The organism is Luteibacter sp. E-22 (assembly GCF_049913125.1).
Taxonomy (GTDB): domain Bacteria; phylum Pseudomonadota; class Gammaproteobacteria; order Xanthomonadales; family Rhodanobacteraceae; genus Luteibacter.
This window is the reverse complement of sequence record NZ_CP183975.1, coordinates 3,953,209-3,976,533: the sequence shown is the minus strand read 5'-3', so window position 1 is coordinate 3,976,533 and position 23,325 is coordinate 3,953,209. Positions and strand designations below refer to the sequence as shown.

Genomic DNA, 23,325 nt, shown 5'->3' with positions numbered 1-23,325 from the left:
AGTGTGGAAACCTCTCTAACCACTGTCAACCTTAACGGCCATTTCAAGGTTGACATCGACCATGCCACCCCTGCCGTACGATGGCATCGAACCCCACGAGGAGGCGACCGATGAGCGATGGACAGGGCAGCAGTGGCAACGTGCTTGCGGCGATCTGCAGTTTCTTCATCCCCGGCCTGGGCCAGCTGGTACAGGGACGCGTCTTCAAGGCGCTGATCATGTTCGTACTCGCCGCGGTGCTCTGGGTGATCTGGCTGGGTTGGATCATCCACCTGTGGTCGATCGTCGACGCGGCCATGTTCCGTCGCCCCTGACCACCGACCCCGCGCATGGAGGCGTTTCCCTGGAAGGAGCGACTGGCGTCGGTGGGGCGCTTCATCCTGCCGCCGCGTTGCCTGCTTTGCGCCGGCCACGGTCGGGGTGGCCTCGAACTATGTGGCGGTTGCCGATCCATGCTGATCGGCAACCTGTCCTCGTGTAGCCGCTGCGCCGTTCCTCTGGCCGAGCCCATGCCGGTGTGCGGACAGTGCCAGCGGCATCCCCGGCCCTGGGCCGACGTATGGGTACCCTTCGCTTATGCGTGGCCACTCGACACACTCGAGATGCGCTTCAAGTTCGGCGGAAGCCTCGCGGCGGGGCGCGTCCTCTCGGCGTGCTGGATGGAGGCCGGGCCGCCACCGCTCATGCCCGACCTGATCGTGCCGGTGCCGTTGCACGCAAGCCGGTTGCGTTACCGCGGTTACAACCAGGCGTTGGAGTTGGCGCGTCCGCTGGCGCACCGCTATCGCTTGCCCCTGGCGCACGATGTGCTGCTACGCGTGCGAACGACCGATGCGCAGACCGATCTGGACGCGGCCGCGCGCCAGGACAACGTGCGTGGCGCATTCGCGGTGAGCCGCGTGCCGTCGCAGAAACATGTGGCCGTCGTCGACGACGTGATGACCACGGGAGCGACGCTCGCCGAGTGCGCTGGCGCATTGTTGGCGGCGGGTGTCGAGCGGGTGGACGTGTGGGCCTTGGCGCGGACGCCGTTGTCGGCGATGCTCTAGTAGTTCACATAAACCGGATTGCCCAGGATCAACACCTTGCCTTCCGCCGAGCGAACATCCACGCGCAACCAGTGTGGCTTGCCATCGCTCGTCCAGTCGAACGACACCTCGCCGTTCGCGGGTAGGCGCTTCACCGGCACGCCGTCGAACGGCTTGCCGTCGATGGTCACCGCGATGTCGTTTCCTTGCAGCGCCGCGGTACGAACACCTATGTGGAGCGTCGCGCCACCGGCCACCGCGATCGCATCGCCCATGGCGGCACGCGCCGAACCACTGCTTGCGAGTACATCAAGCATGCGGTCGTGCGAGCCCTCCGTGTCGACGAACACATGTCCCGCGCGAATGCCATCGAGAATGCCCTCCATCGACAGTTCGCGTGCGTGCACGACCGTCGTCGGCGTGCCGATCACACCGGCGAACCGGTCACGCGGATCGTCGGTACCGACATGACTGTCACTGCCGCCGATGGCGGTAATGCGCAGCCCCGCGTTCAACTGGGCCTCCCAGAACGGAATGCCTGTGTCGGCGCGATCGACATCGCTACCGTTCACCGCCTCGATAGCCTGGAACCCATGCATGTCCACCGGCGTAAGCGGCGTGAATCCACAGCCCATGCACGTTTCGTCGTTCGGCCGGCGCGGATGATTGATCGAGATCAAGCCGTGCGCGCGGGCGACGTCGGCCAGGAGCGCGTTCCAGTCCGGCACCTGCTTGCTCCCTACGCGGAAATCGACGGTACGGGCGACGCCGAACAGATTGGCGTGGCCCGAAAACGTGGTGATCTCACGCGCCGGGATCAGCAACATGGTGTCGAAGTACGGCTGCATCTCGCGCAGTTCCGACACATGCGACATGGTGTTGTGCTCGGACACGGCGATGAAATCCAGCCCGCGCTTCGCGGCCGAAGCCACCGTGAAGAACAGCGGGCAAGGTACTTTCCTGGTGCCGGAGGCACTGAGGCAGTTGCCGTCGCTGTGCGCCGAATGCATGTGCAGGTCACCGCGATACCAGCGATCCTTCGTGGAGAGGGGCTCGGTCAGACCGTGTTCCGGGCCGAAACCTTCGCCATCCCCCGACAGCCAGACCCGCGCCGTGTACGCGGCCCTCGACGCGGGACGGATGTTCGGGATGCCCAGCAGCAGCCGCCACCGTCCCGGCACGATCGCGCCGGGAAGGAATGACGCCGTGGCATCGGTGGCGGATACGGTGAAGCGCCGCTTGCTGCCGCCACTCCATCCACGGAAACCGTCCTGCGCCTCGAACCCGCCCGGTCCGAGCAGGCCCAGGTCGATGGTGGTGCGTTCCTCGCGTCCCGTGTAGTCGACATCGATGGTGATCCGCGACGTGCCCCTGGGTACGTCGAAAGGCACCTCGCGATATGTATGCTGGTCGGCACCGGTGAGTTCGCCGCGGAGGACGAGGTCGGGTGCCCGCTCCGCCGCCATGGCGACTGCGGCGAAGCAGGACAGCAGGAGGACGATCAGCGCCCGCATCAGAAACGGTACATCGCGGCGAGGCGGAACGAGCGGCCCAGCAGCGGCCGCGCGATGAACGTGTTCGCGCCGGCGTCGGAGCTGGCCAGTTCGCCCGCGCGCGGATTGCCCTCGGTGAGTCCGAGCGAATTGGTGATGTTGTCCGCATAGAGGAACAACGAAAGCTGTGGCGTCGCGTCGTAGCGCGCACTGGCACCCACCACGTGGTACGAAGGCAGCACGACCGAGTTCGCCGTATCGACGTAACGCTTGCCTTCATGCTCATACGACACCTGCAAACGCAGGCGGCCGTCGAGCAGGTTCACCCCGGGAACGATGCGGTAGCTTACCTTGGGCACGCGGATCAGCTGGTTGTCGTCGTAATCGCGAAGCACCGGCGCGCCGGCCACCACGTCGGTATAGCTCAGGCCCTTGTACTTCGGGTCCTGCAAGGTGGCGTTGAACTGTACGTCGAACCACTTGGCCGGGTACAGCGTGCCTTCGAGTTCCAGGCCATAGGTCTTGGTGTTCGCATAGCCCGTCTGCGGCGTGGAGGTATTGCCGTTACGGTCGAACACGTTGTTGGTGAAGCTGACATTGTCGTACTTGGTGTAGAACGCCGTCGCGTACAGGTCCATGAAGCGATCGCTGTACTTCCAGCCCGCCTCGGCGAGATCCATCGTTTGCAGCAGCGGCGTGGCCGTCGGGTTGGTGATGTACGTGCTGAGGTTGGGCAGGCGGAAGGCCGAGGTCCAGCGTGCGAACAGGCCCTGGCGCGGCGAGAACTGCCAGTTGGCGCCGAGAGTCCAGCCCGTCTTGTCGAACGACTGATCGTAGTGGGCGAGCTTTCCGTTGCCGGTGAGCACCTGCGTAGCCGCCGGCGAACCGCCGATATCGACGGTCTGCTTGCCTTCGGTGTAGCCCTCCACGTTCACCTTCTCCCAGCGTACGCCACCATCGATGCGCAACTCCGGGGTGACCTGCCATTCATCGGAGGCGTAGAAAGCATTGGTTTTCGACTTGCCGCTGGCGTGTTCCCACTCGTATCCGTAGCGGTAGAAGCCATGGTCGGTCAGCGAACCCACGACGTTGCCATTGGCATCCACGCCCACGAGGTCGAGCAGGCGGGCATTGTCCTGGGCATCGGTCAAGACGGTCGAGGAGTAACGGTCGAAATCCTGCTCGAAGTTGGCGTGGTAATAGCCGAAGGTGACATCGTGGCTCTGGTCGCCGAACTCGAATTTGCGCAGTACGCGCGTATCGTTGATGAACTCGTCCACCGGCAGGGTCACGCCGCGGAGGCCTTCGGTCACGACCAGCCCGTTGCCGTTCTGGTTCGCCACGTTGAAAACTTGCGAGGGGTTGTCGACGTAACGGAACTGCAGCGCCGTGGCGCCCGGGATGCTCGACAGGCGCTTGCTGTCCTGGGTGATGAACGAGCTTGCGCTCTGCAACGCATTGGGGAAAACACCGTTGCGCTGGGTGTCGGTGGTGCTGTAGCGCATCGATTCGGCCAGCTTCCAGTCGTCGCCGAGATCGTGGTCGAACTTGAACGACACCTGGGTGCGCTTCACGTGCGTACCTTCGGTGTTGTCGAAATCGTAGAGGCCGCCACCGGCTTCGCGCATCTCCAGGTGCTCGGTCTCGGGGCCGGCCAACGTGCCGTAGTTGCCGTTGAAGCCGGGCACGGCGCGAATGTCGCCGTTGGCGTTGGTACGCATCGGGATGCCCAGGTAAAGGGCGACCTTGTCGTCCATGTGCTTCACGTCGAAGCTGATATCCCCGTGCTCGAGTTCCTTCGACAGCGTCGCGCGCAACTGGCCGCCGTCATCGGCATTGAACTGCGGGCGGCGCACGCCGTCGTCCACGCGCCAGAAGCCGCCGACGCCGAGTTTCCAGCCGCCGCCGATCGGCGTGCCGTACCAGAAATCGAGCCGGTTCAGCGAATAATTGCCGACGGTGTACTTCACCAGGCCTTCCGCCGTGTCGCCGACCTTGCGCGGGATGAAGTTGATCGCGCCGGCCGGCGCATTCGAGTAGAACACCGACGATGGCCCGCCGCGTACCACCTCGACACGTTCGATCGTCTCGTCGAGGCGGAAGGCCTGGTCGGCATTGAGGTAGCCCAGCGCGGGATCGTGCTGCACCGGGATGCCATCTTCGAGCAAGGTCACCGACCCATAACCGTCCACCGGGATACCACGCGCACGGATGTTGCCCGAGGCTTCGCCACCGGACGATTCCACCCAGAAGCCGGGAACGGATTTCACCGCTTCGGTGACACTGGTCGGCGCCTGCATGCGCAGGCGGTCCTCGTCGATCGTGGTGATCGAATAGCTGGTTTCCGCCTTGGTCCGGCTTTCCACGCCGGAGCGCGCCGTGACCACGACATTGTCGAGGTCGGTCGTCTTCTTCTCAGGGTTGCCGTCTTGCGCGTGGGTGGCGACGGAAACGAGCAACGCGCCGGCGAGCGCCGCGCGCACGGCGCGGCTGAGCAGGGTCTTACGCATCTTTTTGTCTTCCGGGGGAGTGGGGGCAGGAAGCCCGCGACCCGCAGGAACTTATGCGTTACCGATGACGGAACGGCTGAGGTTTCATGACGGTCCCATTTCAATCGAGCGAAATGATGACGGCCGTTTCACGCTGTGATGGCGGTCACAAGGCAAGGGCGATGACGATGCCGAGCCAGAGTGCCAGCCCGACCCAGTTGTTGTGACGAAAGGCGGTGAGGCATGCGGCACGGTCACGGTCGCGCATGATCCATTGCTGGTAGCCGAACAGTCCGGCGGTGACGGCCAGGCCGATCCAGTACGGCCAGCCCAGCGCCGAACGCGTTCCCACGAGCAGCATCGCCAGCAGGAACGTGCCCATGAGTACCCCGATGATGACGAGGTCGGCATCGGCGAACAGGATGGCCGTGGACTTGGCGCCGGCCTTGATGTCTTCGTCGCGGTCCACCATGGCGTATTCGGTGTCGTAGATCACCGACCAGAGGATGTTGGCGATGAACAGCAGCCATGCCACCGGGGGCACGGTATTCGTCACCGCCGCGAAGGCCATGGGAATCGACCAGCCGAACGCGGCGCCGAGCACCACCTGGGGCAGGTTGGTATAGCGCTTGGTGAACGGGTAGATCGCGGCCAACGCCGCTCCTGCGAAGGAGAGCAGGATGGTGAGCTTGTTGGTGAACAGCACGAGGATGAACGAGAACAGCAGCAAGCCGCCGAAGATGGCCAATGCTTCGCGCGGCGTCACGCGACCACTGGCGATGGGACGTCCAGCGGTTCGCGCCACCTGTGGGTCCAGCTTGCGGTCGGCATAGTCGTTGATGGCGCAGCCCGCCGAGCGCATGGCGAAGACGCCAAGGGTGAAGATGACCAGCGGGCCGATGGGCGGGAAATCCTTGGCGGCGAGCCAGAGCGCCCACCAGGTCGGCCACATCAGCAGGAGCGCGCCGATAGGCCGGTCCATGCGCGTGAGCACGAGATAGGCGTGGATCTTCTCGCGTCGCGCGGGCGGCAGGCCTTTCAGGAGGAAAGCGAGCACGCGCTCGGCGTTGGTCGACGCGTCGGCGGGGCGGGCAGCCGGCGCCGCCACGGCGGTTTTGCGGGCGGTGGGTGTTGCCTTGCGACGCGGGGAGGGCTTGCGGGGGGTGGGGCTCATGCGGAGAAGTCTAGCCGACCCGACGGCGCCATCGCCGACAGGGTCCCCGTAAAGCTTCAGTCGAGGAGGGCGTCGAGCCGCTCCAGTGTCCACCGGACGCCGTGCGACGAAAGGGCCTCCACGAAGGTGTCGTACTGCTTGCGGAAACGCGGGTCCCTGGCCGGCAGGGGCCCGACCAGTTCCACGCTTTCAATCAGGGTGTCCTTCGAATCGCTGTCGATCAGCGGCTGGACGAGCCGCATCGCGTTCGGTTCGCGCAGCGGATAGGCCTCGCCATGATCGTCCTTGCCCACGCGAACATAACGATCGAACGCGGCAAGAAGGAAGGCGAGCCGGCGGGCGTCCCTGCCGTGTTCCAGGCAGGCGGTGAGGGTGGGTCCGAGGAACCCGGGGATCTTCGAACCACCGTCGAGGCAGAGCCGGTCGAGCTGGTCGGCGATCGACGCGTTGCTGAAGCGCTCCAGCAGTTTCTTCTTGTACGGATCGAGGTCCATGCCCGGCAGCGAGGTCAACCAGACGCCCGCATCGTGGTCGAGGAAATCCGAGAGGTAACGGTTGAACAGCGGATCTCTCACGGCCTCGTCCACGCGGCGATGACCGGCGAGGAAGGCGGGGTACGAGAGCATCTGGTGGGACCCGTTGAGCAGGCGGATCTTGGCGTCCTCATAGGGCGAGACGTCGCTCACGATCTGCGCGCCATGGCGCTCCCACGCCGGGCGGCCATGGCGGAACGTATCTTCGAGCACCCACTGGATGAAGTCTTCGCAGACCACCGGTGCCCGGTCGTCGAGTCCGGTGGCGGCGTTCAACTGCTCGCGCACGGCAGGCGTGGTCGCGGGGGTGATGCGGTCGACCATGGCGTTGGGGAAGTCCACCTCTCGCTCGATCCATTCGGCAAGCTCTGGCGAACGGGCCCGGGCGAACGCGAGCACGGCCTTCTTCGCCTGCGCACCGTTATGCCGGAGGTTGTCGCACGACATCACCGTGAACGCGGGAGCGCCGGCGGCACGACGCCGTTCCAATGCGCCCACGAGGTATCCGAAGACGCCACGCGGTGAATCGGGATGCGCCAGGTCGTACGCCACCGTGTCATCGTCGACGCGGAAGTTTCCGTGTTCGTCGATGAGATAGCCGCCCTCGGTGATGGTGAGCGAGACGATCCGGATCGAAGGATCGGCGAGGCGATCGAGCACCCGGGAGCCGTCGCGAGGTGCGTACAGGTAGTCCACCATGGCACCGACGAGGTGTGTCGTGCGTGCGCCTTTCGCGTCGAACTCGCTGACCGAGTACAGGCCATCCTGTGCCGTCAAGGCATCGGCCAGCGGACCGTCGTGCTCAAGCAGGTTGATCCCGAGGATGCCCCACTCGCGCATGTCCTCGTCGGCAAGCACGCGGTTCGTGTAGATCGCCAGGTGCGCACGATGAAAGGCGCCGACGCCGATATGCGCGATGCCGGCCTTCACCGTGCGCCGGTCGAAGGGCGGCGGCTCGACGCCTGGCGGTAGCTGGTCGAGGGTCTCGTTGCTCAGGGAAACGGGCATGGCGGGGTTCTTACGGATGGTGGATGGCGACACCGGAGGCATCGAAGAGATGGGCGTGGGTGAGGTCCAGGCGGATGCAGATATCGCGGCCTGGGCGGCGGTCGAAGTCACCATCGGCACGCACCGTGATCGAGCCGACCTGCGGCACGTCGACATAGGCGTAGGTCTCGCTGCCCAGCCGCTCGACGACGGTGAGCTTGCCGCTGACGGTTTCGCCGGTGCCATCGCCGTCGCAGACCTGGAGATGCTCGGGGCGAATACCGATGGTGATGGCGCCCGCGTCCGGCGATGCGCCCGGTACGGCGACCGTGTTGCCATTGCGAAGGCGGAACGTGCCCTCCTCCGCCGTGGCGTCGAGAAAATTCATCTGCGGCATGCCCAGGAATCCCGCGACGAAACGGTTCACCGGCTTGCGGTAAAGCTCCATCGGCTTGCCGATCTGCTCGATGCGCCCCTCGCTGAAGATGGCGATGCGGTCGGCCAGGGTCATCGCCTCGACCTGGTCGTGGGTGACGTAGATCATCGTGGCGTTGAGTTCCTGGTGCAGTCGCGCGATCTCCAGGCGCGTGGCGGCCCGCAGCGCGGCGTCGAGATTGGAAAGTGGTTCGTCGAAAAGGAACACGCGTGGCTCGCGGGTGATCGCGCGACCGATCGCCACGCGCTGCCGCTGCCCACCGGAGAGCGCGGAAGGCTTGCGCTCCAGGTAGGGTTCCAGGGCGAGGATTTTCGTCGCCCTGGCCACCTTCTCGTCGATGGCGCGCTGGTCCATCTTCGCCAGCTTCAGGGCGAAGGACATGTTCTCCCGCACCGTCATGTGTGGGTAGAGCGCGTAGCTCTGGAACACCATCGCGAGGTCGCGCTTGTCCACGGCACGATCGGTGATGTCGTCCTGGTCGAGGAGAATCTGGCCGTCGTCGGCTTCCTCCAGGCCGGCGATCAGGCGCAGCGTGGTCGACTTGCCACAGCCGGACGGGCCCAGGAAGACGCAGAATTCGCGGTCTTCCACCACCAGGTCGATGCCCTTGATGACGTCGACGCCTTCGAACGACTTGCGCAGCGAACGGATTTCCAGACGGGACATGGGGCGGGCTCCTATTTGACTGCGCCGAAGGTGAGGCCGCGGACGAGTTGTCGCTGCGACAGCCAGCCGAGCACGAGGATCGGTGCGCAGGCCAGCGTCGACACGGCGGACAACTTCGCCCAGAACAGTCCTTCGGGACTGGAGAACGAGGCGACCAGCGCGGTCAGCGGCGCCGCGCTGGTGGTGGTGAGGTTGAGCGACCAGAACGCCTCGTTCCAGGACAGGATGAGGCAGAGCAGCGCCGTCGAGGCGAGCCCGCCGCGGCTGACCGGGATCAGCACACGAAACATGGTCTGCCACGTACTCGCGCCATCCATGCGGGCCGCCTCGAGGATGTCGTAGGGAATGTCGCGGAAGTAGGTGTAGATCATCCAGACCATGATCGGCAGGTTGATCAGCGCGAAGATGACGACGAGCGCGGTCTTCGAGTCGAGCAGGTTCAGGTCACGGCAGATCAGGTAGATCGGCACCAGCACGCCCACGCCGGGAAGCATCTTCGTCGAAAGCATCCACAGCAGCACGTCCTTGGTGCGCTTCGTCGGGTGGTAGGCGAAGGCGTAGGCCGCGGGCAAGGCGACGATCATGCCGAGGATCGTCGCGCCGCCGGCGGTGACGATCGAATTCCATGCGTAGTGCAAGTAATTCGCGCGCGCGAGGATCTGTTCGTAGTTCTCCAGCGTGGGCTTGAACAGGAAATGCGGTGGCATGCTGAACGCGTCGAGTTCCGACTTGAAGCTGGTCAGCAGCATCCAGAGGATGGGAAAGAACACCACGAGGGCGACGACCCACGAGGCGATGGCGCGGATCGTGCGGGCGAGGCGGCGCTGCGGTTTCTTGTGGGTCATGGTGTCCTCCTCAACGCGCCGTCAACGACTTGCCGATCAGCCGGATCAGGAACACCGCCATGATGTTGGCCAGCACCACCGCGACGAGGCCTCCGGCGGAGGCGGCGCCCACGTCGAACTCCAGCAGGGCCTGGGTGTAGACCAGGAACGGTATGTTGGTGGTCGCGTCACCCGGCCCGCCGTTGGTGGTGACGTAGATCTCGGCGAAGATGTTGAGCAGGAAGATCGCCTCCACCATCACCACCACCGCGATGGGCCGTGCGAGGTGCGGCAGGGTGAGGTAGCGGAAGATCGCCATGCCGCGCGCACCGTCCATGCGCGCCGCTTCCAGTTGCTCGCGATCGAGCGACTGCAGGGCGGTGACGAAGATCAGGATGGCGAAGGGCAGCCATTCCCATGACACGACGACGATCACCGAAAGCAGCGGCCAGTCCGCGAACCAGTTCACTGGCGTGGCACCGAACAGCTTCCATATCCATGCGAGGAAGCCGGACACCGGGTTCATCAGCAGGTTCTTCCAGACCAGCGCGGCCACGGTGGGCATGATGAAGAACGGCGAGATCAGCAGCATGCGCACGATGCCCTGCCCAGGGAAGGTCTCGTCCACCAGCACGGATACCAGCACCCCACCCACCACGGTGATGACGAGCACGCTGCCGACCAGCACGATCGTGTTGAACACGGACGCCCAGAAGCTGGGATAGGTGAAGAAGTAAGCGAAGTTCTCCAGGCCCACGAAGGCCGATTTTCCCGGGTAAAGCAGGTTGTAGTACTGCGTGGAGAAGTACAGCGTCATCGCCAGCGGTACGATCATCCATACCAGAAGCATCAGGATGGCCGGTTGCGCGAGCAGCCGTTCCGGGCGTTTACGGATGCGCGCGTTCATCGCGGCGACTCCTTCTGGATGACCGGTTTCTTGTCGTAGTACCCGGCGCGTTTCATGGTGCGGTCGACGGCGCCCTGCGCCGTATGCAGCAATTCGTCCACATTGCCGCGCCCGGCGAGCGCACCGGCGATCTGCCTGCCGACCAGGGTGGCCACCGCCTGGAATTCCGGAATCGAAACGATCTGGATACCCTTGTAGGGAACCGGCTTCAAGGTCGGGTGTGCGGGATCGACCGCTTTCAGCGAGTCGTAGGTCACCTGCGCGAAGGGAGCGGCCTTGATGTAGGCCTGGTTGGCATACGTGGATTCGCGGGTGCCGGGTGGCGTGGATTCCTCGCCATACTTGTCGGCGACCATGCGCAAGTAAGGCTTCGAAGTCGCCCAGAGGATGAAGTCACGTGCGGCATCGGCCTGGCGGGAGCTGGCGGGGATCGCAAGCGACCAGACCCAGAGCCATGACGAACCCCGATCCGTGACCTGATGTGGCGAGCGAACGAAGCCGACCTTGCCGGCTACCGAACTTTCCTTGGGATTGGAGACGGTGCCACCGCCGACGCTCGCATCCACCCACATCGCACAACGACCCGCGGAAAACAGCGCCAGGTTCTCGTTGAATCCGTTGTCCGAGGGACCGGGCGGGCCGTACTTCGAGAGCAGGTCGACATAGAAATTCACGGCCTGGTGCCACTCCGGCGTGTCGATCTGTGGCTTCCACTCCTCGTCGAACCAGCGGCCGCCCCAGCTGTTCACGATGGTGCCGAGCAAGGCCATGTTCTCGCCCCAGCCGGCCTTGCCGCGCAGGCAGATGCCGTACACGCCGTGTGCGGGATCGTGGAGCTTCTGCGCGAACCCACGGATCTGGTCCCAGGTCGGCGCGGCCGGCATGGTCAGGTTCGCCTTGGCGAAGAGATCGGTCCGGAAGTAGGTGATGCTGGCTTCGGCATAGAAGGGCAGCGCGTAGAGATGGTCGTCCACCGTCAGTTGTTCACGCACGTTCTTGAAGATGTCGTCGGCGGCATAGTCGGCGGGAAGGTTGTCCAGCGGCTTCAGCCACTGCTGGGCACCCCATAGCGGCGCCTCGTAGGCACCGATCGTGATCACGTCGAACTGGCCACCATGCGTGGCGATGTCGGTGGTGAGGCGCTGGCGCAGTGTGTTTTCCTCCAGCACCACCCAGTTGAGATGCACGCCCGGATGCGCCCTTTCGTATTCGGAGGAGAGTGCCTGCATGCGCACCATGTCGGCATTGTTCACCGTGCCGATCGTCAGCGTCGTGTCGGCATGTGCCACGGCGGCGACCCCTGGCAGCGTGGCGAACAGGACGATGGCGAGGACGCAGAGCCGGTTCCGGTAATCGCTCATCTTGCCTCCCTGGGCGGGCGGTCGAATGGATGAGCGTTTATAGGTGCAGCGCGGTGGTGCTCACCAATACGTGTCGTGTCGTTTTATGGTGAAAATGCATACTTTCTTGCTGGGGCAGGTAACGCTGGTGCCGTGCAAGGCACCGCATGCCGGTCATATTGCTGCGAAGCAACATGTCGGCGTGGCGGCATAAAAGTATGTGAAATGGAGTTGCATTTGCGCATGATACCGGTCGCCATGCGGCGACGCATCATCAAAGATCGGCAGGCGGCCGCCGATGGCGCATGCGGTATTCGCGCGGCGTCATCCCGATGAGGATCAGGAAGCGGCGGTTGAAATTGGACAGATTGCTGAAGCCGACCTCGTAGCAGATGTCGGTGATCGAATCCGCCGACGACACCAGCTTCTCGCAGGCACGCTGGATGCGGATCTGGTTCACGTAGTCGATGAAGCGGTAGCCGGTGTGCTGGTGGAAGAAGCGCGAGAAAGCGGTCTCGGACATGTCCAGCCGATCGGCGACGGTCTTCAGCGATACGTCGCCCGTGTGATGGCGGTCGATATAGGTCACCGCGCGATGCAGTTTCATCGACTGGCTGGGGTCCGCCGACGCCTGGAAGGGACGACTGCTCAACGAATGCCGCGTCGTGTCCTCGGCCAGGGCTTCGACCATCTCGAAGAAGCTGGCCACGCGACGCAATCCGGGATACGCCGCGACCCGGCGGAAGTAGGGTTCGAGCGTGCGCCCGAGTTCGGGCGAAAACTCGATGCCATAGCGGGCCTCTTCCAGCAGCAGCGACTTCACGTGACGCGCCGATGGCAGGAAGTCGACGCAACGGCGAACGAACGCCTCGGAGAAAAGAATGACCCGGTCACGCAATGCCGCGGGCTCGCACGTGTCGTCGGTCACCCAGTTATGCGGCACGTTGGGGCCGGTAAGCATCAGGGTGTAGGGAGAGAAACGGCCTTCGTAGTCGCCGACGTAGGCGGTTCCCTCGGTGGCCACGATGAGGTGCAACTCGTACGCCGGATGGTAGTGCCAGCGGATCAGGCGGCTGCGCGAGCCGTGGTCGAGATAGTGGATCGACGGCTCGTCGGAAAGACCCAGCAGGTCTTGCTCACGTCCGAGCGCCGACGTATCGGCAAGAGGCGGCGGCAGCGAAAGGGCGGCACGGCGATTCATGCGTCGAGCCTACTCTTTCAGGTCGTCATGACCAAGTAGCTGTCGGTTTTAGGAGTAATCCTATATCGGCCAACGCCGCGCCATCACTACGATGCCGCCTCGCTTCAAGGAGAACGTGCGAAATGCGTCATATTGCTTTGTTTGCCGGCGCCACCCTGGCGTTCCTGGCCCCGCTGGCCGCCACGGCCGCCGACACCGCCGAACTCAAGGTATCCGGCACGATCACGCCCGCGTCGTGCAGCGTGTCGATCCTCGGCCCGTCGGAAGTGCAACTCGATCCGGTGAAGCTTTCGGATTTCACTCCAGGCCAGGATCTGTCGCTCGACCCGAAGGATGCGAGCCTGAGCATCGATTGCCAGGGCACCGCGGCAAGATTCCGCCTGAAAGCCGTCGATTCCGGTGAAGGCGTTTCTACCGACGGCGCCAACCACTACAGCCTCGGCAGGAACGAGCAGGGCGGCGTCAACAAGCCGAACGGCTACTTCAAGCTGAGCATCGATGCCGACGCCATGACATCGAAGTACGTGTTGAAGTCCACCGATGGTGGCGCGGGCAAGGCATGGGGTACGCCCGGGACCGGCGTAGTGGCATTCGATAATGACGGAGAAGCGTTCGCTTTCGCCAACGAGGCCGACGCGACCGAGCCGGCCGCCCTGACCGACCTGACGGTGCCGCTGAAGATCGCCGCCGTGCTGGCGAAGGACCCGGTCGTCAACGAAGACGTGGCCCTCTCCGGAAGGGCCACCATCGAAATTTTCTATTAATGCGCCGTATGCTCGCCGTCGCGCTGTCGGGGTTACTCCCGGCAGCGCCTGTCTTCGCGGACGGCATGCTGCCGGAGACCTCCGTCGTCATCGTCTACGAAGACAAGGGCGAGGCGACGATCAATGTCAGGAACAGTGATCCGAAACCCTCGCTCCTGCATGTGACGTTGCAGGACATTCCCGAAGACGCCGAGCCGTTGTTGTTCGTCACGCCTCCGGTGTCCCGCGTGGAGCCCGGCGAGAACCAGCTCGTCAGGTTCATCCTGCGTAACACCTCTCCTCTCAAGACACAGCGTCTGAAGCGGGTGGTGTTCGAAGGGCTGCAACCGAAGAACAAGCTGGAGCCGGGCCGTGCCACGGTTTCAGTGAATATCCGCCAGAACCTTCCGGTGATCCTGCATCCCAAGGGCCTGGCCCCGAACCGGGAACCGTGGAAAGGACTGACCTGGACCATCGCCCGGGGCGAACTCGTCGTTCGCAACGACACCCCTTACGTGGTGCGCATGGGCCAGGAAGTGATCCTTCTGCCGATGATGACCTCGGTGCGGGTTCCGGCCGGTTACGTGCTGCCAGGAAGCCGCCACGCGCTGCCATTGCCCGAAAGCGCCCGGAACGCCACGACGGTACGGTTGTATCCGGCGACCGTCTACGGCTTCGCGGTGGACTCCTACGACGCGTCGTTGTCCATCGCTACCGATTGAGTGGCGAGGCTGATTCATGAATTCGCCCACGACCGGGCGCCGCCTGTGCGGCGCACAGCTGCGGCTGGTACTCCTGCCGCTGGCGTGTGCGCCGGACATGGTGAACGCCCGGGTCGATGCCGAGGCGGCCAACGCGCCGTCGATGTCGCCCGCCGTGTCCGAAGGCGGCGATACCGACATCGAGTTCGACGAGCACATGTTGAAGCTTCGCGGCATCGACCCGAAGCTCGCCAGGTACTTCCGCAGCGCTCCGCGCTTTACGGAAGGTCGTCATGTGGTTTCCCTGGAGGTCAACGGAAAGGCCATGGGTTCGGCGAAGGCACGCTTCGATAGCCGTGGTGCCTTATGCATCGATCGGGAATTGCTGGACGTGGCGGAAGTGGACGCGGAACTTCCCACCCTCCGCGATCCAGCCGCGTCGCCATGCGTGGACCTGGCGACGATCTATCCGTCGTCGAAGATCGAACTGAGTCCGGCAAAGGCGACGGTATCCCTGTTGGTGCCGACCGAGGCGTTGCGCACGCGGCGACGCGACCTGTCGGGCTACGCGCGCGGCGGCACGGCGGCGCTGTTGAACTACGAGATCGTCGGGCTGGACAGTCGCTGGGGCTCGCGTACGAGTCGCTACAGGTCGGCCAACACCGAACTCGGCTTCAATGCGGGCGACTGGGTCGTCCGCAGTCGCCAGGTATCCACGTCCACCGACGGGCGCCAGCGCATGGAAGTGCTGGACACTTATGCCAGCCGCTCGTTCGCCGAACAGCGTGCCGTCGTCCAGGTCGGTGAAATCAACGTCGTGAATCCCGCCCTGTCCGGTGCGCAGATCACCGGCGCGCAGGTGACGAGCGAGCAGGCATTGGCCCATCAGGGCACGGGCGCGACGGTGGAAGGGATCGCACAGGGCCCGGCGCGCGTCGAGGTCAGGCAGGACGGCGTGCTCGTGTATTCCACGGTCGTGCCACAGGGGCCGTTCACCTTGACCGGCATCCCTCGTATCAATCGCTATTCCGACCTCGATGTCACCGTCACCGGCACCGACGGCGAAGCACAGCGATTCACGGTGAGCGGCGCCCTGGCAGGTGCACTGGACACGGCGCCGGGTTATGCGATCGCGCTCGGAAGGTTGCGCAACACCGGCGGCACCGAGGCGCCCTGGGTCCTCAGCGGGGGTTGGAGCGGATCGTTCCATCGCGACATGTCGTTGAGTGCCGGCATCATGGCCGCCTCCCGCTACCACGCCGTCGGGCTGGGCGTTGGCGCGACGGTGGCCGAGGACACGCAGCTGAACGTGAACCTGGCTGGATCGAATGCGACGCGTGAAGGCGCCAAGGGATGGCAGGGCATGCTGACCCTGTCGCAACGACTGGACGGTCGCTGGTCGATCGGACTCGCCCACTCGCGGCAGAGCCGGGGATTCCGGGACCTGCTGGACACGACGGTCGCGAGGAGCGTCGCCTCGCAGCGGTCGCGTTACCGGGACCAGTCCTCCGCGAGCGTATCGTGGTCGCATCCCCGCCTGGGTAGCGTCAGCGCGGGATATTCCCGAACCCTGCTGTTCAATCGCCGAGGCACCAGCCGCGCGCTTGCCTCATGGGCTTCGCGCCTGGGCCGGGCATCGGTTTCGCTGTCCGCCGAGTGGAACCTTGGGCGCGCGCGCCGCCAGCAGGGCAATAGCGTGTATCTCAATGTCAGCGTTCCACTCGGGGAAAGCGGCCGCGTGGGTAGCTCCGTGCGCCGTTATGCGGGCGAGACACGTTATGGCGCCCACTTCTCCGAACAGGTCAACGACTATGCAAGCTACCGCGCCGGGTTGGAGTACCGCTCAAGTGACCGGCGTCGCAGCCTCGATGCGGGAGTGTCGCTATTACCGCGCTATGCGCAGGTCGACGGTAGCTACACGCGAAATGCCAATAGCACGACGTACGGTATCGGGGTGCGTGGCGGCGTTCTATGGCACGCGCATGGCGTGACGGCATCGCCGTATCCCGTGCGCGACACGTTCGGTGTGCTCTCGGCAGGCGATAGTGCCGGCGTTCGCATCTCGACACCGAGCGGCCCGGTATGGACCGATGCCCGCGGCTATGCCGTGTTGCCGCAGCTCGCCCCGTTTGGAAAGAGCAGCATCGAAGTCGCCACCGATTCGCTGCCGCGCAACGTGGATATCGAGAACGGAGCCGCCGTCGTCGAAGTAGGCCGGGGTGCGGTCGCCTTCCTGACTTTCGGTATGTCGAAGACCCGCCGCGTGCTGCTTACCGCGATGACGGTGGATGGGCGAAGCTTGCCAGAAGGTGCCACCGTGACGGACGAGCAAGGCGAACTGGTCAGCCTGGTGCAGGGCGGTGGCCAGATATTCGTCCCGAATGCGTTGGCGACGCCACGCCTGTCGGTGAGCGGGCCGGACTTGCCGCGCTGTGAACTGGAGTTCCGGTTGGAAGAGCAGGTCGATCTGGGCGCGTATTACGAATCGGCCGCGGCGGTTTGTCGTGTGGTGGGAGGGATCGGTCCATGATGTCGCTACGAACCCCTTCCCTGGCGATGCGCCTGGCCAGGGGAGTCGTCCTGGCCTGGATGCTGTCGCTTGCACCGGTCGCCTATGCCCGGGAGGCCGCCTGCGAGGTGACGTCGAGCACGGCCAGGATCGATTACGGCCGCCTCAGCCGCGCGACCACCGCACCTGCCGAGAGTGGTGAACTGGTGTTGCCGTTGCGCACGGCAAAGCTGGATGTGAGTTGTTCGCAACCGGAAGACATGACGGTGTTCTTCCGGGCCATGCCACTGGACGCGCAGGCATTTCGTTTCGCGGACCGGGGCCGGCTCTCGCTCCGGTTGCGCGATGGCCTGCTCGATGGCGAGCGGGTGGACCTGGGCCAGTTGGACAGCCTTGGCGCCACACCGGCACGAGTGGGCGCGTCGTTGCCCTGGTTGCCCGAACAGGGGATTGCGCCGGTGAAGGCGGGACACATCGTCACCGGTCGGGTATTCAGCGCCTACATCGACATCGATGCGAGGCTCGATGCGGACGCGCTGAATGTCGGCGACGCGACCCAATGGCTGGTCCAGGGCCGGGTGGAAGCGGCGGCGAGCGGGGCCATACGGGACCTTTCGGTGCAGGCCGAGGCGATCGCGGGAAGTTGCCGCGTGGAGGTCGTCCGGCACATCTCCTTCGGCACGCTTCGTTCCACCGATCTGGACAGCCAGGGTGCCTCCACCATCATCCATCCCACGCAGCGCGGGGAATTGCAGGTGCGTTGCGATGCACCCATGCCGATCGCGTTGCGCGTTCAGCGCGATGAGCGAGCGGGAACGGTAGCCGCGCCGGAAGGTATCGGCGTGCGGTATACGGACGACCAGTTGTTCGGGCTCGGCACCCATCGCACGGGTGCGAACATCGGTGCCTACGTGCTTCGCTGGGGCGCGACCGCCCCATCCGGCCAGGGCGAGTTGCTTGCATCGCGATCCTCCGACGGTGGCCGCTCATGGGCGCTCGCGACCGGCGGCCCGGTAGCCAGTCATGCCCCGCTTGAGCGCATGGGTTATGCCAGGCCGCATCACACGACGGTGGAGCCCGCCGCGGTGGCCGCCCTCGACGTGGTGCTCGACGCGGAAATCTACATCGCACCCGCGCACGTGCTTCCACGCGGCGAAGACATCGAGGCGGATGGCCTCGTGAGTTTCGAAATCATCTATTGAAGTCGTTCCATAAGGGTCTATTCCATGAAATATAGTTTGACGGCACTCGTTCTCGCGTCACTCGCCGCTTCCTCGCATGCATCGAACGTCGATCTTCAGGTCGCCGGCAGCATCACGCCAGGCCAGGCCTGCGAGATGACGGTAGGCCAGGGAACGGACTACGGGCGGATCTCGCGCGACAAGCTCAATCCCGATCCGACGTTGTATACCGACCTCGGCGTGCGCAGGGTCAAGATGCATATCGATTGCGCCACGCCCATGCGGTACGCCCTCGTGTCGACCAACGTATCGCCACGCGACGAACCCGGCGATGCCTACGACCTCGGGCTTTTCTCGACGACGAACCCATCGTCCGTGGGCAGCCTGTTCGTGCGCCTGGACAATGCGTCGGCCCATATCGAGGGCAACGCTGCCTACTACACCAGTGCGGATAGCCAGGACCTGGGGGCCGCGGCGTGGGGACCGTCCACATTCAGCACCGTGCCCATCGGCAGGGCGTCCATCGTGATCGGCTTCGTGACGGCCGATGGAAGCTTCGATGCGCCGGGCCCCATCGGCCACTTCGATACCTACCTGCTTATAAATCCGTTGATCAGGCCCCTGAACGAACTGGCGCTGACCGACGACATCACGTTCTCCGGCACCCTCGGATTCGAGATCCGGTACTTCTGACATCACGTTCCATCATGGAGGAGAAGCGCATGAAACACCTGCCCACCTTGTTCGCATCGGCGTCGCTGCTGATTGCGGCATCGACCGCGGTGAACGCGGAAAATACGGACCTGCTCGTCGAAGGAAGCATCGTTCCGGGAGCCGCCTGCAACGTCACCGTCGGTGGTGGTTCGATCGACCTGGGTACGATCACCCGCGACATGCTGAACCCCGATCCGTCCAAGCCGACCAGCCTGGACGAGCGAAAGCTGAAGACCCTGGTCGACTGCACCAATCCGGCGCGATTCGCCTTCGTGGTCACGGAAGCGAGGGGCGGCGATGCCGCGTTGCCGGAAGTCTTCAAGATGTACGACCAGGATGGCGTCTCCAGTCCCGGGAAGCTGTTCCTGCTGTTCGACGCGCAGTCGACCATGATCGATAGCGTGCAAGGCTATCCCACCGGTTCGAATGAAGGCACCACCGATCTCGGCAACGCCACCTGGGGACCGTCGACTCCCTACCAGGAGAACCTGCCGATCACCAATGGACGCTACGCGGTTGGTTTCGTAAGAAACGCGAGCAGCACGGATGCGCCAGGCACCATCAAGAACCTGCGCGTCGACTTGCTTGTCCGTCCGAGGCTCAATCCGGTGAACGAACTGGACCTCTCCGGCGAGATCGCGTTCGCGAGCGACATCGGGCTGGAAATCAGGTACTTCTGACGCGGAATGTGACGCCACGGGCTCCGTCGTGCGGAGCCCGTGGCGTCAAGCCGCGACCAGGGGCCACTCGATCGCCGCGATGCCGCTGCGTGCGTGGTCGGCGATGCGGCCCGCCTGTCGAAGCGCGTCCAGGAAGGCGTCGATATCCTCCGACCGCCCCGTGTACTCGACCACCGACCTGTCGCCTGCGCGCTGCAGGAGCCGCGCGCCGAATCGTCCAAGGCACGCGTCGATGGCCGGGACATCGCGGGTGTCGACATGGGCCACCAGCAACTCGCGCTCCACATAACCTTCGCCCGAGAGTTGCGACACCTCGATCACGTCGACGAGCTTGGCCGACTGCTTGACGATCTGCTCGACCACGGCATCGTCGCCGAAGACGACGAGGGTCAGGCGGGAGGCATCCATGTCGTGCGTGGCCGCGACAGTCAGCGACTCGATGTTGTATCCACGCGATGCGAATAGTCCCGCGACACGGGCCAGCGCGCCCGCTTCGTTTTGCAGCAAGAGGGAAACCAGGTGGCGCATGTCTAGAACATCCCTGTCGGTTCGGCGGTGTGCGACGCCGGTGCGCCGCTGCGGCTGGGAATCCAGTCGCCGGTGATCATCTCGGCGTAGGTCGCGCCCGGGCCAACCATCGGGTAGACGCCGGCGTCCGGGTCGATCACCACTTCCAGGAAGGCGGGGCCCTCGAAGGCGAGGAAGTCGGCGATGGTGGACTCGATCATCGCTGGATCGTCCAGGCGCCGCGCCCACTCGAAGCCGTCGGCCTCCGCGGCGCGGACAAAGTCCTTCTTGTGCAGGCTCTTGTCGGACGCGGAGAAGCGGCCCTTGAAGAACAGCTTCTGCCATTGGCGCACCATGCCGTCACCGCTGTTGTTCAGCACCACGACCTTCACCGGCAGGTTATAGGTGGTGACGGTTTCCAGTTCCCCGATGTTCATGCGGATGCTGGCGTCGCCATCGATGTCGATCACGACACGGTCGCGCCGCGCGAACTGCGCACCGATGGCGGCCGGCAGGCCGAAACCCATCGTGCCCATCGAGCCGGAGGTGAGCCAGTGCCGGGGCTCGCGGAAATCGAAATACTGCGCCGCCCACATCTGGTGCTGGCCGACTCCCGTGCTGATGATGGCGCGGCCATCGGTGATGCGGTTGATCGCCTCGATCACCGCGCAAGGCTGGATGGCGTCGCTGTCGCGGCAGAAATTCATGCCGTGATGGGCTTTCAACGCCGCGACGTGCGCATGCCACGCCGCGTAGTCGGGCCGGAAACCAGCGCGTTTGCCATATGCCGTCAAGCGGGGCAGCGAGACTTCCAGTGCGCCCACGTGGTGCCAGTCCACCGCCTTGACCTTGCCGATTTCCGCCGGATCGATGTCGATCTGCGCGATGGTGCGCGCACCGGGTGCGAACTTCGAAGGCACGCCGACGACGCGATCGTCGAAGCGCGCGCCCAGGGCCAGCACGAAATCGCAATCGTCCATCGCATAGTTCGCGTAGGCGGCGCCATGCATGCCGAGCATGTGCAGGGCCAGCGGATCGGTGGTGTCGAAGCCGCCGATGCCCATGAGCGTGGTGACCACGGGCACGCCGAACGCATGTGCGAACTCACGCAGGGCCGTGGAGGCGCCGGCCGAAACGATGCCTCCTCCCGCGTAGATCAATGGCCGCTCCGCCTTGGCGAGGGTGTCGAAGAAAGCGGCACATGCCCGGTCGTCGATCGTGGCGGACTCGACCGCGTGCAAGCGTGTGCGATAGCCACGCACGGCCAGTTCCCGGCTGCCATGGAAGACCAGGGGCGTGTTCTGCACATCCTTGGGAATATCGATGACCACGGGGCCGGGCCGGCCACTGCGCGCGATGTGGAAGGCCGTGCGCAGGGTGGCTTCGAGCGTGGTGGCGTCGGTCACCAGGAACACATGCTTGGCGCACGAGCCCATGATGGTGCTGATGGGTGCTTCCTGGAACGCGTCGGTGCCGATGGAGCCCGTGGGCACCTGACCGCTGATGACGACCACGGGAATGGAGTCCGCCATGCAATCACGCACCGGCGTGACCGCGTTGGTGGCGCCGGGGCCGGAGGTGACCAGGGCGACGCCGACGCGGCCGGAAGCCCTCGCGTAACCAGCGGCCATGAAACAGGCACCCTGCTCGTTGGCGGGCACGATCAGGGGCATGGGCTCGCTGCCATCCTCGCGCGGATGGGTGCCGTTGTAGCGGAATACCGCGTCGTACACGGGAAGGATGGCGCCGCCGGAGTAACCGAAAAGGACGTCGAGACCCTCGTCGGCAAGTACCTGCACGACGATGTCCGCACCGGTCATCGTCTGGCCGGCCAGGGGGTGGGTCGAAGGGGGGCGGCGAATGTCGCCGACGGAGTCCAGTTGGGCGTTCACGGTGTGTCGTTTCCTTTGAAGCGAAGAACCGGTGCTTTCGGGTGTCGGTGGAATGACGGTTGGTTAAGTGGTGGTTTCTTGGAAGGTTTCGGTTGCCGTGGAGGTCCCGGTTGTTGCAGAAGCCGCGGCTCTTGTGGGAGCCGCTTCAGCGGCGATGGGCGCTTGCCTCGACCTGGCCCGCTGCCGCGGGATCGCCGACAAGGTCGGCTCCCACAACACCCTTCAGTCCTGGCAAGAGCTCTCCCACAACAGCTTTCATCCTTGGCAAGGTTTCTCCAGCCCGACCGGGCTCATTCCGTCTTGGCGGGTTCCGCGGCGGGCTTCGGCTGGTTCGCGGCGAGCCAGGGCATGCGCGCGCGCAGCTGTGCGCCGACCTTCTCGATCGGATGGTCGAGGTCGCGCTGCTTGAAGGCCTTGTAGTTCGGCAGGCCGGCTTTGTATTCAGCCGTCCATTCGCGGGCGAAGGTGCCGTCCTGGATATCCTTGAGCACGGCCTTCATCCGCTCCTTGGTGCCTTCGTCGATCACGCGCGGGCCGCGGGTGTAGTCGCCGTATTGCGCCGTCTCGGAAACGAACTCGAGCATGCGCGCGATACCGCCCTCGTAGAAGAGGTCCACGATCAGCTTCAGTTCGTGCATCACCTCGTAGTAGGCGATCTCGGGGCGGTAGCCCGCCTCGACGAGGGTCTCGAAGCCCTTGATCACCAGTTCGGACGCACCACCGCAGAGCACGGCCTGCTCGCCGAAGAGGTCGGTCTCGGTCTCTTCCTTGAAGTCCGTTTCGATCAGCATCGCGCGCGCACCGCCGATGCCGGCCGCATACGACATGGCGCGTTCCGCGGCCTTGCCGGTGGCATCCTGGTGCACGGCATACAGGCAGGGCACGCCACGGCCGATCTCGTATTCACGGCGGACGAGCGCACCCGGACCCTTGGGGGCGACGAGCACGACGTCGATGTCGGCACGCGGCTGGATCTGGCCGAAATGCACGTTGAAGCCGTGCGCGAACAGTAGCGTCGCGCCGGGCTTGATGTTCGCCTCGATGGCGTCCTTGTAGATGCCCGGCTGGGTCATGTCCGGCGTGAGCACGGCGACCAGGTCGGCGCCGCGCACGGCATCGGCCGGCTCGGCCACGGCGAAGCCATCCACGTAGGCGCGGCTCCAGGATGGCCCACCCGGACGCAGGCCGACGACGACGTCGAGGCCGGAGTCCTTCAGGTTGAGCGCATGTGCGCGACCCTGGCTGCCGTAGCCGAGCACGGCGATACGGGCGTTTTGCAGGGGGGCGGTGGTGGCTTGGATATCGGTCACGGGGTGTCTC

At 64.8% G+C, this 23,325-nt stretch carries 20 protein-coding genes; 8 read left to right on the top strand and 12 right to left on the bottom strand.

Going from position 1 to position 23,325, the window contains the following annotated elements; translation table 11 throughout:
* The first annotated feature begins 110 nt into the window (after positions 1–110).
* Positions 111–314: a hypothetical protein gene (locus tag ACN9M2_RS17710; protein ID WP_371022294.1), complete on the top strand. Its 204-nt coding sequence runs from the start codon at positions 111–113 to the stop codon at positions 312–314.
* Between the two features lie 15 nt (positions 315–329).
* A complete protein-coding gene (locus ACN9M2_RS17705; RefSeq protein ID WP_426285929.1) occupies positions 330–1,049 on the top strand; it encodes a ComF family protein in 720 nt (239 codons plus the stop codon).
* Here ACN9M2_RS17705 and ACN9M2_RS17700 read toward each other — a convergent pair.
* From ACN9M2_RS17700 to ACN9M2_RS17660, 9 genes are all read right to left on the bottom strand, one after another.
* Positions 1,046–2,542 (bottom strand): CehA/McbA family metallohydrolase, encoded by a 1,497-nt coding sequence (locus ACN9M2_RS17700; RefSeq protein WP_426285928.1) that lies wholly within the window; start codon positions 2,540–2,542, stop codon positions 1,046–1,048. The genes ACN9M2_RS17705 and ACN9M2_RS17700 overlap by 4 nt on opposite strands.
* The gene (locus tag ACN9M2_RS17695; protein WP_426285927.1) at positions 2,542–5,031 is read right to left on the bottom strand and encodes a TonB-dependent receptor; all 2,490 of its coding nucleotides are present in this window, start codon (positions 5,029–5,031) and stop codon (positions 2,542–2,544) included. Before ACN9M2_RS17695 ends, ACN9M2_RS17700 begins: the two co-directional genes overlap by 1 nt.
* A 145-nt stretch (positions 5,032–5,176) precedes the next feature.
* A complete protein-coding gene (ubiA, locus tag ACN9M2_RS17690; protein ID WP_426285926.1) occupies positions 5,177–6,184 on the bottom strand; it encodes a 4-hydroxybenzoate octaprenyltransferase in 1,008 nt (335 codons plus the stop codon).
* A gap of 56 nt (positions 6,185–6,240) precedes the next feature.
* Positions 6,241–7,725: a mannitol dehydrogenase family protein gene (locus tag ACN9M2_RS17685; protein WP_426285925.1), complete on the bottom strand. Its 1,485-nt coding sequence runs from the start codon at positions 7,723–7,725 to the stop codon at positions 6,241–6,243.
* Positions 7,726–7,735: 10 nt separating this feature from the next.
* The gene (locus ACN9M2_RS17680) at positions 7,736–8,806 is read right to left on the bottom strand and encodes an ABC transporter ATP-binding protein (RefSeq protein WP_426285924.1); all 1,071 of its coding nucleotides are present in this window, start codon (positions 8,804–8,806) and stop codon (positions 7,736–7,738) included.
* A gap of 11 nt (positions 8,807–8,817) precedes the next feature.
* Positions 8,818–9,651, bottom strand: a complete 834-nt coding sequence (locus ACN9M2_RS17675) for a carbohydrate ABC transporter permease (protein WP_426285923.1) — start codon at positions 9,649–9,651, stop codon at positions 8,818–8,820.
* Positions 9,652–9,661: 10 nt separating this feature from the next.
* The gene (locus ACN9M2_RS17670; RefSeq protein ID WP_371022303.1) at positions 9,662–10,537 is read right to left on the bottom strand and encodes a carbohydrate ABC transporter permease; all 876 of its coding nucleotides are present in this window, start codon (positions 10,535–10,537) and stop codon (positions 9,662–9,664) included.
* Positions 10,534–11,898, bottom strand: coding sequence for an ABC transporter substrate-binding protein (locus tag ACN9M2_RS17665; RefSeq protein WP_426285922.1), 1,365 nt, complete (start codon positions 11,896–11,898; stop codon positions 10,534–10,536). Before ACN9M2_RS17665 ends, ACN9M2_RS17670 begins: the two co-directional genes overlap by 4 nt.
* A 253-nt stretch (positions 11,899–12,151) precedes the next feature.
* Positions 12,152–13,078 carry a helix-turn-helix domain-containing protein gene (locus tag ACN9M2_RS17660; protein ID WP_426285921.1) on the bottom strand — a complete coding sequence of 309 codons (927 nt, stop codon included), beginning with the start codon at positions 13,076–13,078 and terminating at the stop codon, positions 12,152–12,154.
* Between the two features lie 122 nt (positions 13,079–13,200).
* Here ACN9M2_RS17660 and ACN9M2_RS17655 point away from each other — a divergent pair, with 122 nt between their 5' ends.
* From ACN9M2_RS17655 to ACN9M2_RS17630, 6 genes are read left to right on the top strand one after another with little or no spacing between them, the layout of a single operon-like run.
* Entirely contained in the window at positions 13,201–13,842 is a 642-nt protein-coding gene (locus tag ACN9M2_RS17655; protein WP_426285920.1) for a fimbrial protein, read from the top strand.
* Positions 13,842–14,543, top strand: coding sequence for a fimbria/pilus chaperone family protein (locus ACN9M2_RS17650; protein ID WP_426285919.1), 702 nt, complete (start codon positions 13,842–13,844; stop codon positions 14,541–14,543). The genes ACN9M2_RS17655 and ACN9M2_RS17650 overlap by 1 nt, the downstream gene beginning before the upstream one ends.
* A 16-nt stretch (positions 14,544–14,559) precedes the next feature.
* A complete protein-coding gene (locus tag ACN9M2_RS17645; RefSeq protein ID WP_426285918.1) occupies positions 14,560–17,052 on the top strand; it encodes a fimbria/pilus outer membrane usher protein in 2,493 nt (830 codons plus the stop codon).
* On the top strand, positions 17,049–18,233 hold the full coding sequence (locus ACN9M2_RS17640) for a hypothetical protein (RefSeq protein WP_426285917.1): 1,185 nt from the start codon (positions 17,049–17,051) through the stop codon (positions 18,231–18,233). The genes ACN9M2_RS17645 and ACN9M2_RS17640 overlap by 4 nt, the downstream gene beginning before the upstream one ends.
* Before the next feature lie 24 nt (positions 18,234–18,257).
* Positions 18,258–18,905 carry a DUF1120 domain-containing protein gene (locus ACN9M2_RS17635; RefSeq protein ID WP_426285916.1) on the top strand — a complete coding sequence of 216 codons (648 nt, stop codon included), beginning with the start codon at positions 18,258–18,260 and terminating at the stop codon, positions 18,903–18,905.
* Positions 18,906–18,934: 29 nt separating this feature from the next.
* Positions 18,935–19,606 (top strand): hypothetical protein, encoded by a 672-nt coding sequence (locus tag ACN9M2_RS17630; protein ID WP_426285915.1) that lies wholly within the window; start codon positions 18,935–18,937, stop codon positions 19,604–19,606.
* A 45-nt stretch (positions 19,607–19,651) separates the two neighbouring features.
* Here the strand turns inward: ACN9M2_RS17630 and ilvN are convergent, their stop codons facing one another.
* The 3 genes from ilvN to ilvC all read right to left on the bottom strand — a co-directional run bounded on the left by ilvN (position 19,652) and on the right by ilvC (position 23,315).
* The gene (gene ilvN / locus ACN9M2_RS17625; protein ID WP_426285914.1) at positions 19,652–20,134 is read right to left on the bottom strand and encodes an acetolactate synthase small subunit; all 483 of its coding nucleotides are present in this window, start codon (positions 20,132–20,134) and stop codon (positions 19,652–19,654) included.
* 2 nt (positions 20,135–20,136) lie between these two features.
* Positions 20,137–21,933, bottom strand: a complete 1,797-nt coding sequence (gene ilvB / locus ACN9M2_RS17620) for a biosynthetic-type acetolactate synthase large subunit (RefSeq protein WP_426287953.1) — start codon at positions 21,931–21,933, stop codon at positions 20,137–20,139.
* A gap of 362 nt (positions 21,934–22,295) precedes the next feature.
* Complete coding sequence (gene ilvC / locus ACN9M2_RS17615; protein ID WP_426285913.1) at positions 22,296–23,315, bottom strand: ketol-acid reductoisomerase; 1,020 nt, start codon at positions 23,313–23,315, stop codon at positions 22,296–22,298.
* Positions 23,316–23,325 lie beyond the last annotated feature (10 nt).